An 11,158-nucleotide genomic window follows, 5' to 3' on the forward strand; every position below is an offset into this window, starting at 1 on the left:
CCATTGGTTTTATGTACTTTTGCCTTTTCATTGAATGAATAGAAAGAAAATGATCGTTATCAGAGATACGGATTTATTAAAAGGGAAAAGACTGGTTGCTACCATCGGTTTCTTCGACGGAGTTCATCTGGGACATCGGTTCCTGATCAATGAACTGAAGGAAGTCGCGAAGACGAAAGGCCTGCCTTCGGCCGTTATTACCTTTCCGGAGCATCCGCGTGCCGTATTGCATTCGGATTATCAGCCCAAATTACTTAATTCATTTGAGGAAAAACTGGAACAACTGGCTACCACCGGCATAGATTACTGCATCGTTCTCGACTTCACGGTGGAGCTATCCCGCCTGACGGCACAGGAATTTATCAGTTCCATACTGGCGGAGAAATTACATGTAGCCGCTCTACTGATCGGTTATGACCATCGTTTCGGCCATGACCGGAAAGACGGTTTTGAGCAATATGTTGTTTATGGTACAGCCTGTGGGATGGAGGTAATCAAAGCATCGCCTTACGATGAAGGACGTACGACTGTAAGTTCTTCCGAGATCAGGAAATTATTGACAGACGGTAATGTGGAAGATGCCGACCGGTTACTCACCTACCCTTATCAGCTACGGGGAACGATTGTAAACGGCTACAAAGTCGGACGCAAACTGGGATTCCCTACAGCCAATATACAGGTGGACGAACCTTTTAAAATTGTACCGGGGATCGGGGTTTATGCAGTCTGGGTCTATCTGAAAGGAGAGAAATATAAAGGAATGCTCTACATCGGCGACCGTCCTACACTTCAGAATGGCGACAATATTACACTGGAAGTGAATATACTGGACTTCTCCGGAGATATCTATAATAATGAAATAACTGTTGCGTTTATATATTATGTACGGGGGGATGTCAAATTTAATTCCCTGGAAGAACTGATAGAACAACTCGGACATGACAGGGAAACGGTGGACAGGCTATTGACGGAATGTAACACACCCCCTGCCCCCTCTCAAGAGGGAAATTGAGATACAACCGGTAACTAAATTCAATAATCTGAATAGATGGAACTTTACTACGAAGCAATAGATACTTTAAAAGGGATGATCAGCCGTCCCTCTTTCAGCCGGGATGAAGCGGCTGTAGCCGACTTTTTACAACAGACATGGCAAGCTGCAGGGCATACGGTACACCGTAAAGGGAATAATCTGTGGATCGTTTCTCCCGGTTTCGACCTGAATAAACCGACGCTGTTGCTGAACTCACATATCGACACCGTAAAACCGGCCTCCGGCTGGACGAAAGACCCTTTCAATCCCGAAGAGAGCGAAGATGAAAAGTTATACGGTCTGGGCAGCAATGACGCCGGGGCAAGCGTAGTCTCCCTGTATTCGGCTTTCACACTACTGACCGGTAAAGAACAGGCTTATAATCTGATTTTCCTGGCATCCTGCGAGGAGGAAGTATCAGGAAAGAACGGATTGGAAAGTGCACTGGCAGACCTCCCGCCCATCGCTTTTGCCATCGTCGGCGAACCGACCGGCATGCAGCCAGCCGTTGCTGAGAAAGGGTTGATGGTACTTGATTGCGTAGCAACCGGAAAAGCCGGTCATGCTGCCCGTAATGAAGGGATTAATGCAATCACATTGGCAATAAAAGATATTGAATGGTTCAACACCTACCAGTTCCCTGAAAAGAGCGACTTCCTGGGACCGGTAAAAATGAGCGTTACAATTATCCATGCCGGCACACAACACAACGTTGTTCCCGACCGTTGCGAATTCACGGTCGATATACGTACCAATGAGTTCTATCCCAATGAAAAACTGTTCGAACTGATCAAAGAGCAAGTGAATTGTGAGGTAAAAGCACGCAGTTTCCGCTTGAACTCAACCCGTACGGAACTGGATCACCCGTTTGTACAAAGAGCCATCATGATGGGAAAAGAGCCGTTCGGTTCGCCTACGCTCAGCGACCAGGCACTTATGCCGTTCCCTTCCGTCAAGATAGGCCCGGGAAACTCCGCCCGTTCGCATGCGGCAGACGAGTTTATCGGCCTGATGGAGATCAGGGAGGCGATCGATACGTATGTCCGTTTACTGGATGGATTGAAATTATAATCGTATGCTGAAAAAAATACTGGGGACAATTGGAACACGCTATCTGATTGCCTTTCTTAATCTGATGCTCATTTTCATTAATGCCAAAGCATTGGGTGTGGAAGGGGTTGGCCTGGTGGGTATTATCCTGGCTTCAGTAAATATAGCCGTTGTATTCAATGGGGTACTTTCAGGCAATACGATCGTATATTTTATGAACCGTTATTCCATACATACTATTTTGTTCCCGGCTTATGCATGGCCTCTGATAGGATCCGGATTAGCGTGTGCCTCCATGTTACTATTCGGACTATTTCCAAAAGAGTATCTGACAGATATATATGTGCTGTCACTGATCTCCTCTTTTATTACAACCAACGCCCGCTTTCTGCTGGGCAAAGACAGGATTACAGAATTCAATCTGACTTACATGCTGCAAGGCGGATTATTGTTCTTCATCCTTTTATACTTTTATTATATAGCAGGAAAACAAGAAGTTTCATCCTATATTTACGGATTATACATCACTTACAGCATTGCTTTCATCGGCAGTCTGATATTACTTTTTCCCTATCTGACCAAAAGAGAAAATAAGCCTACAAACAAACCGTTTATCGCAATCCTGAAAGAAATGTTTACCTATGGACTTTGGGGTAGCGCCGACAATATAGCCGAAGTACTGACCACCCGGCTGAACTATTTCCTGATCCAGCGGTTTGCCGGACTGGGTAGTGTCGGATTACTCGATGCCGGGACAAAAATATCGGAAAGCGTCTGGCACATCAGTCGGAGTGTCAGCTTCATCGAATATAGCAGCGTAGCACAAACGACCAATGCAGGAGAACAAAAAAGGACTACATTAAAACTATTCAAACTTACCTTCTGTGCAATTACATCTGCAACCATCTGTATTCTATTTATACCGGAATGGGTTTACACCGATTACCTGTTCAGTCCCGAATTTACCGGCATGCGAAAAATTATATTCGGCTTGTCCATCGGAATTATTGCATTAGGGTGCAACAGCATACTCAGCCATTACTTTATTGGAAGCGGGAAAATACGTTATAGTGCAGTCAGTTCATGCGTCGGCCTTACAACCTTATTCATAGCAGGTTACATACTGATACCTGTTTACGGTGTCGTCGGCTCAGCCATCAGTACCAGTATTGCATTCTGTGCCATGTTGATATTCTCAGTTACGGTATTCTGCCGCCAAAACCAAACTAGATTAAGCGAATTCATTCCCGATAAAGAAGATTTTCGGGAACTAATAAAACGGATACGGGAAAAACTCGAAACAAAATAAAAGGGCGGCATACAGATACTCTCTGCTTACCGCCCGCATTTCTATTATAATTCAATCTGTTTTCTTAATACCGGAAACTTCCTCCCCCCAGGAACTCGCGTAAAAGCGAAGTGCCGGGCAGGCCGACGTCCGGAATATAATTAAAGTAACGGAGGAAACGCAACAGGCGGTAGGCTTCTGCGTTTTCCTCATCGCTCTCACGTACTTCGGCCAGGATCGGTTCGGCAAATTTACGTAAAGCTGCCAACTCATACAGCATGGCACTGTTGAACATGGCATCCGCATTTTCCTGGTAAGGGAAAATCCATTTGTCCTCTCCCCGGCGCACACTCGGCCAGCGGGCAATCGTGTCTTTGGCCGAATAACCGCGGAAACGGTAATCACGGATGATACGACGCAACAGACGGTTATCGGTAGTCGGTATCCAATTATGGTTATCCAAAGAGATGGATGTCAGGACGGAAACATACACCCGGTATTTATATTTATCCTCTATCATGGATGTCAGTTCCGGATTCAACGCATGGATACCTTCAATCACCAGGACTGAATTTTCACGCATCTTCAGTTTCTTACCTTTATAGATACGTTTACCCGTACCGAAATCAAAAGTAGGTACTTCTATTTCTTTCCCCGACAACAAATCCTTCATCTCACTGTTAAAATAAGGCAGATCGAGGGCATAAAGCGATTCGAAATCATAATCGCCCGTCTCGTCTTTCGGCGTATCTTCCCGGTTGAGGAAATAATCATCGAGCGAAATACCCACAGGATGGATCAGATTCGTTATCAACTGGACTTCCAAACGCTTGCAGAAAGTTGTCTTTCCGGAAGACGAAGGTCCCGAGATCAGAACAATACGGACACCTTCTTCATATCTCTTCGCAATCTCTTCCGCAATCTTGGCTACCTGTTTTTCCTGCATCGCTTCTGAAACCATTATAATTTCGGAAGTATGCCCCTTCTCGATAGCCCGGTTCAGGTCGCCTACATTATTCAAATCCAGTGTGCGCTGCAAAGTCAGATGTTCTTTATAAGCCTCGAACATCTTATCCTGCGTGATAGCCGGCTCCAATTCCAACGGATTGCTTCTCTTTGGAATCTGGAGCAACACGCCGTCGAAATACGGAACGATATCGAACAACTGGATATAACCGGTTGACGGCGTCAGGCAGCCATAAAAGAAATTGATATAGCCATCCAGTTCATAATACGAAGTGTAAGGCATCCCGGCAGTCTCGATCAGACGCGCCTTGTCATTCATTCCCCGTTCACGGAAAAGGACAGCCGCATCCACCGTCCGGACTGTTTTATGCAGGAAAGGCATATCAGCATCGATAATTTCACGCATGCGCTTCTTTATCTTGTCGATTGTTTCGACATCGATCTTTTTGCCGTTATGGATTACACAGTAGTAACCTTTCGATATCGGATGTTCCAGATTTAATGTTGCGGAGGGCAACACGTCATTGACCGCCTTTGAGAAAATATGACAAAGGGAACGGACATACGTACGCAACCCGGAAAGCTGTGTATAATCCACAAACTCAACATCTTTCGGATGCCAGCAATGGAAATTCAGGCTTTCCACCTTGTTATTCACTTTTGCATTCATCGGGCGGTAACGCAGAGGCGCCCCCATCATCGTATAAATATCCAATAAAGAGGAGCCGATTGGAACCTCTTTATAAGTATTGTTATTTTTGCAATAAATTGTGATTGTTTCAGACATATTATATCAGTTATTATTTGTAGTTTTGCTGCCTAAAGTTAGGAATATTAATCGGATATACTTCCAGGTATAACTATTTTTTGATGGATAATACAATTTTTACCGTACTTAAACTGCTCGGCTCTTTGGCCCTCTTGATGTACGGAATGAAAGTTATGAGTGAAGGTCTCCAGAAGTTAACAGGAGACCGTCTGCGTAATATCCTGGGCGCCATGACTACAAACCGGTTTACCGGATTGCTCACGGGAGCATTCGTTACAGCCGCTGTCCAGTCATCCACCGCTACCACCGTTATGACCGTTAGTTTCGTAAACGCCGGTCTCCTTACCTTGACACAAGCCATATCCGTTATTATGGGGGCCAACATAGGAACGACAGTCACTGCGTGGATTATGTCTGTCTTCGGTTTCCAGTTTAATATGTCCAATGTCATTTATCCCCTGTTTGCATTATCTCTCCCCTTAATATTCTCTAAAAAAAGCGGACGCAAGTCATTCGGTGAATTCGTGTTCGGGTTCGCTTTTATGTTTTTAGGACTAACGACTTTGAGGGAGAATGCGATGCATATGGACCTGGAACACAACCAGGTACTCCTGTCTTTTATCGCATCCTGCAAAGAATGGGGAATGTTTTCCGTGTTGCTGTTCCTGCTGATCGGAGGCATTATAACAATGGCGGTACAGTCATCGGCGGCCGTTATGGCTATTACATTAATATTATGTTCAAGCGGCGTATTAGACCTGTATCTGGGTATTGCGCTGGTGATGGGAGAGAATATCGGTACGACAGTAACCTCCAATATCGCGGCTCTCACCGGTAATGCACAGGCACGAAGGGCGGCATTTGCCCATTTCATATTCAACTTTTTCGGGATTATCTGGGTGCTCTGCATCTTCCACCCGTTTATCGACGCTGTAACGAATCTTGTCAATTACCTTGCACCCAATACACCCAAAGACATTGCGATCACCTATATGTTGTCGGCATTCCATACTGCGTTTAACATTTGCAATGTATTGATATTAATATGGTTCATTAAACCGATTGAACGATTGGTTTGTTTAGTGATCAAATCAAAGCCGGAAGACGAAGAGTACCGCCTGCGTTACATCACAGGCGGTTTGCTTTCGACAGGCGAATTGTCTATTTTGCAAGCGAATAAGGAGATATCCCTTTTTGCCGAACGGACAACACGCATGTTCAGCATGGTAAAAGATGCGTTTTACGAAAAGGACGAGGACACCTTCATGAAAACGTATAACCGGATTGAAAAATACGAGAACATCAGCGACCATATGGAGATAGAGATAGCCAACTATCTTACCCTCGTTGCAGAAGGCCGCCTGAGTTCGGAAAGTAAAGAAGAAATCCGTATCATGCTACGTGCCGTATCGGAAATAGAAAGTATTGCCGACTCCTGTAACAATCTGGCTCGTACCATCAAACACAGGAATGAAGGGAAGTCTGTCTTTACCGACAAACAGAACCATAACATAGACAAGATTTTCGAACTGGTGACGAAATCGTTGTATCAAATGAACTCGATACTGAAAAAGCCGGAGTTGACGCACGACGACATCAACCCGTCTTACAATATCGAAAACGAAATAAACAATTATCGCAACCTGTTGAAACAACATAATGTAGAAGATATCAATAATAAGGAATACCAGTATCAGGACGGGGTATATTATATGGATATCGTCAGCGAAGCTGAAAAGCTGGGAGATTATGTCCTGAATGTTGTACAGGCTGTTATAGAGAAGAAAATATAAGTATGCATACATTCATTTTAATCGGATATTTATCCACTTAAATTTATATAAATGGACTATTCTTTTTTTGATTTTCTTACGCTTGTAGGAGCATTAGGTATGTTCCTATACGGAATGAAAGTAATGAGTGAAGGTCTGCAAAAAGTCGCAGGAGACAAGTTACGCAGCATTCTCTCGGTAATGACGACTAACCGGTTTACAGGTGTTCTGACCGGGATTCTGATTACAGCACTCATCCAGTCATCCAGTGCCACTACCGTGATGGTTGTCAGTTTCGTTAACGCGGGACTTCTGACGCTAACCCAATCAATCAGCGTCATCATGGGAGCCAACGTCGGTACGACGGTTACGGCATGGATCATCTCCCTCTTCGGATTTAAAGTCGACATCAGTGTCTTCTCCCTGCCACTCATCGGATTATGTATTCCGCTGATATTCTCCGGCAAGAGCAGACGAAAATCATGGGGTGAATTTTTAATGGGTTTTGCTTTCCTCTTCATGGGGCTATCCTATCTGAAATCTTCAGTACCCGACCTGCAAAGCAACCCTCAGATACTCGCTTTCTTACAAGATTACACCTCCCTGGGATATCCTTCCCTCCTTATATTTCTCCTTTTAGGAACCATTCTTACAGTTATCGTTCAATCATCCAGTGCTACCGTTGCCATCACATTGATTATGTGTACGCAGGGATGGATTCCTTTCGAGATGGCGGCAGCAATGGTACTGGGAGAAAATATCGGAACAACCATTACAGCGAATATTGCGGCTATTTCGGCGAACGTTTCGGCCCGGCGTGCTGCAATCGCCCACCTGATGTTTAACGTATTCGGGGTATGTTGGGTTATGGCACTGTTCTATCCGTTCACCAGCATGATCACCTGGATCGTTACAAACTATGGCCCGGGCGACCCGAACGAGATGACACAGTTCCTGAGCACACTCGATCCGAAGACGATCTCCCTGATCACTTCTAGCGCGCAGATCACAGACCCGCACCTGCTCGCTTTGCAAAAGCAATTACTCACATTACAGGTATCCGTTTCCTACGGTCTTTCCCTGTTCCATACCGTATTCAATATAACAAACGTTTGTATCATGATCTGGTTCGTGAAGTTCTACGTATATGTTTGTTCTGCTCTGATCAAACCGAAGAACGTAAGCGACGAAGAAGAGTTCCAGTTGAAATACATTCCTTCCGGTATGCTCTCTACTTCCGAGTTATCATTGATGCAGGCTAAGAAAGAGATTGCCGTATTCGGAGAACGTACACAACGTATGTTCGGTATGGTTAAAGACCTGTTCTATGAGAAGAACGAAGACAACTTCCTGAAGATATACAGTCGCATCGAAAAGTACGAGAACATCAGTGACCGTATGGAAATCGAGATTGCCAACTATCTGACATTCGTTGCTGAAGGACGCCTGAGTTCTGAAGGTAAGGAAGAAATCCGTATCATGTTGCGTACCGTGACGGAAATAGAAAGTATCGCCGACTCCTGCAACAACCTGGCACGTGGTATCAGACGCCGCAACGAAGGCAAATCTGAGTTTACCGATGAGCAGAACCACAACATCGACCAGATGTTCGCCCTGCTTGAAAAGGCCCTGACCCGGATGAATGAAATCCTCCACATGCAGGAAGTCGTTCACGACGATATCAACCAGTCTTACAACATTGAAAACGAGATCAACAATTATCGCAACCAGTTGAAGATACACAATATGGAAGATGTTAACAATAAGAAATACCAGTATCAGGACGGTGTTTATTATATGGACCTTGTCGGTGAATCCGAAAAACTGGGTGACTATGTATTAAATGTAGTACAGGCCGTTATCGAAAAGAAAATATAACCATAAACTTTTATGGTTACCAAGTAAAAGCTCTTTCCGTTTATCCGGGAAGGGCTTTTTCATTATCCGATAGTCCCGGAGAGAAAACTACCTTATTCATCATAGTATCATATATTATGATACAACATTCTCATAATATATGCGATTATAATATCATAATATATGATACTTCAAATTCCTTATAGAGTAATCCCATACAGGTCAGGAGAGAAGGAAACAGGGAGAGTGGCAAAGGGAAGAAAAGGTCTATAAACAATTAAAGCCTGTCTCACGACAAGCCCTAACCAACTTTGTTAACCTTAAATCTAATACTATTATGAAAAAACCACAATGCAAAGATAAGGCTGTAGCAAGCCTTTGTCAAGTCTTTTACAGACAATATATGTTAAGCTATCCGAGCATTGTAGCTAAAAATTGTTTTAGAACACAAAACTTTATACAATACAGACAAAAACTGCTAATTTTAACAGTTAGAAGGAGCGTTTTCCACCCTTTTAGCCCCTTGCAAAACTTATAGCATATCTACTATCCGCCGCTGCTCTTCAAAAAAGACGATACGATCTTTCTCTCCGCTTCGGGAGATCAGGGTAGAAGTACGGATCAGGGATTGCATCCACTGCTTCATCCGTTGGAATATAGCTTCGTCAGGAGATGTCGCGTCGTTCAGTGTGAAAGATTTAAGCATCGTCAGATGGCAATGTTGCGTTTCCACATAACTGTAACTGGTTTCAAAATTAACACAGCTGACAAAAAAGTGGATATTCTTGCCTTCCTTCCAGAAACCTCTGGCAGCCAAAGTCTCCAGATCATCAATAAAGATCATCAGTTCCTTCTTCAGGACATTTATTTCCTCCCGGGTAATCAAGTAAATGCTGGCAAAATATTTTATGTCATTCACCAGGTACAGGAATGTCATGCTATCCATTATATGGTACGCATTGGCTGCCTGGCAAACTTCCGTCACAATCTCGCTGTTTATCAGTTGCAGCCGGTCCGGCGGTTCAATCTGGCTGTACCGGGCAGGCATAACACTTCCACATTGATAAATCCATTTGAACAGGTAAAACTGATAAATATGCCTGTAACCTAACACCAACGACTGAGGAAGAATATTCAACGCCCCGCCCACTTCTGAATTCGGATCATCCTTGAGATACCTCAACTCATTCACAAAGTTTTCGAGCATCTCATAATCCTCTTCACTCGGATTCAGGAAGTTTACCATTTTCATCTGGAACGGCCTGCTCTTACCCGAAGAACAGCCAATGATATGATCCAACGAAATATCCAGCTTGGCAGCAATGGTAGCAATTTCGAAGATGGTAAAAGGGACATCGCCTCTCAACCGACGATAAACGGCTTCCTTTTCCAGCATTAGAAGATCGGCCAACTTATTTGTCAGCACACCTCGGCCCGGAAACTTGTCTTTAATAGCCGTTACAAGATTTTCATATAACAGGTCATTTTTCATACATAATCGTTTTTCAAATTTGGTCTTCAGTTCCCGGCGTCTGTCCTAAAAAATACGTTCTGTTTCCGACAAATATATTAAAAAACTTTTGATTATGTAGCTCTTATTCCTGTTTCCTTTCTCTATTTTTTATTCACAAGGCAATGTAAACCAGAACCTTGAACCCACGCCAGGCGTTGAATCCACACCGATCTCACCGCGTAAGGCATAGACGATTGTTTTACAAATAGACAAGCCTAAGCCTGTTCCCTGCTTAAAGGAGTCGACTTTGGTAAACCGTTCGAAAATCGTTTCGATATTCCTGGCTGAAATACCGATACCGGTGTCGCTGACTTCAAACAAGACATGATCCTCTTCCACACGATAGGAAAGAGTGATAGCTCCTTGTTCGGTAAACTTGATTGCATTCGACAGTAAGTTGGAGACCACTTGCGTAACTCGCTTGGGGTCGGTATGGAGTATTTTGTCCGGCAAAGCATTCAGATCGCACAGCATGGAGACGCCTTCCTGAACTTTCAGGGAGTGTACCTTATATTGTTCCGCACATATTTCCTTTATATTGACATCCGTCAGTGAATAATCCATCATTCCCGATTCGATCTTTGAGAAATCGAGGATATCGGTGACCAGACGAAGAAGCAGATCACAATTTGTATTGATAATCTTCACATATTCATCCTTTTCCTCTTCGTCTTCCATTTCAGCAATGATACCGGAGAAACCGACAATGGCATTCAAAGGCGTGCGGATCTCATGGCTCATATTTGCCAGAAACGTAGATTTCAGCATATCTGCCTCACGAGCCTTTTGTAATATATAATAACTTCCAAATAATCCACTAAAAAAGAATCCATTCCAACAATTTTTTCGCTCGTCGGGACACGTGCTCGCGCCCCTTGCCGCTAAGGCGTTCCCCGAGCGATGAATTATA

General features: G+C 44.0%; 8 protein-coding genes. 5 read left to right on the forward strand and 3 right to left on the reverse strand.

The window, feature by feature from the left end; translation table 11 throughout:
* Window positions 1-49: 49 nt before the first annotated feature.
* Genes ribF through NBH14_RS05880 form a run of 3 tightly spaced genes read left to right on the forward strand, consistent with a single transcriptional unit; the run spans window position 50 to window position 3,392 of the window.
* Complete coding sequence (gene ribF, locus NBH14_RS05870; RefSeq protein ID WP_186958720.1) at window positions 50-1,012, forward strand: riboflavin biosynthesis protein RibF; 963 nt, start codon at window positions 50-52, stop codon at window positions 1,010-1,012.
* A 36-nt stretch (window positions 1,013-1,048) separates the two neighbouring features.
* Entirely contained in the window at window positions 1,049-2,104 is a 1,056-nt protein-coding gene (locus NBH14_RS05875; RefSeq protein ID WP_186958698.1) for a M20 family metallo-hydrolase, read from the forward strand.
* 4 nt (window positions 2,105-2,108) lie between these two features.
* Window positions 2,109-3,392: a lipopolysaccharide biosynthesis protein gene (locus NBH14_RS05880; RefSeq protein WP_186958699.1), complete on the forward strand. Its 1,284-nt coding sequence runs from the start codon at window positions 2,109-2,111 to the stop codon at window positions 3,390-3,392.
* A 64-nt stretch (window positions 3,393-3,456) separates the two neighbouring features.
* On the opposite strand, the gene NBH14_RS05885 is transcribed toward NBH14_RS05880, so the two are convergent.
* Window positions 3,457-5,124: a nucleoside kinase gene (locus NBH14_RS05885; protein WP_186958700.1), complete on the reverse strand. Its 1,668-nt coding sequence runs from the start codon at window positions 5,122-5,124 to the stop codon at window positions 3,457-3,459.
* 83 nt (window positions 5,125-5,207) lie between these two features.
* On the opposite strand from NBH14_RS05885, the gene NBH14_RS05890 reads away from it, so the two are divergent.
* Window positions 5,208-6,899, forward strand: a complete 1,692-nt coding sequence (locus NBH14_RS05890; protein ID WP_186958701.1) for a Na/Pi cotransporter family protein — start codon at window positions 5,208-5,210, stop codon at window positions 6,897-6,899.
* 51 nt (window positions 6,900-6,950) lie between these two features.
* Complete coding sequence (locus NBH14_RS05895; RefSeq protein WP_186958702.1) at window positions 6,951-8,756, forward strand: Na/Pi cotransporter family protein; 1,806 nt, start codon at window positions 6,951-6,953, stop codon at window positions 8,754-8,756.
* A gap of 511 nt (window positions 8,757-9,267) precedes the next feature.
* On the opposite strand, the gene NBH14_RS05900 is transcribed toward NBH14_RS05895, so the two are convergent.
* Window positions 9,268-10,227 carry a helix-turn-helix domain-containing protein gene (locus tag NBH14_RS05900; protein WP_186958703.1) on the reverse strand — a complete coding sequence of 320 codons (960 nt, stop codon included), beginning with the start codon at window positions 10,225-10,227 and terminating at the stop codon, window positions 9,268-9,270.
* 129 nt (window positions 10,228-10,356) lie between these two features.
* The coding region (locus tag NBH14_RS05905) for a sensor histidine kinase (protein ID WP_250817251.1) at window positions 10,357-11,158 on the reverse strand (802 nt) is incomplete at its 5' end.

Origin of the sequence: Parabacteroides caecihominis (assembly GCF_023656785.1) — a bacterium.
In the GTDB taxonomy this organism is placed as follows: Bacteria; Bacteroidota; Bacteroidia; order Bacteroidales; family Tannerellaceae; genus Parabacteroides; species Parabacteroides segnis.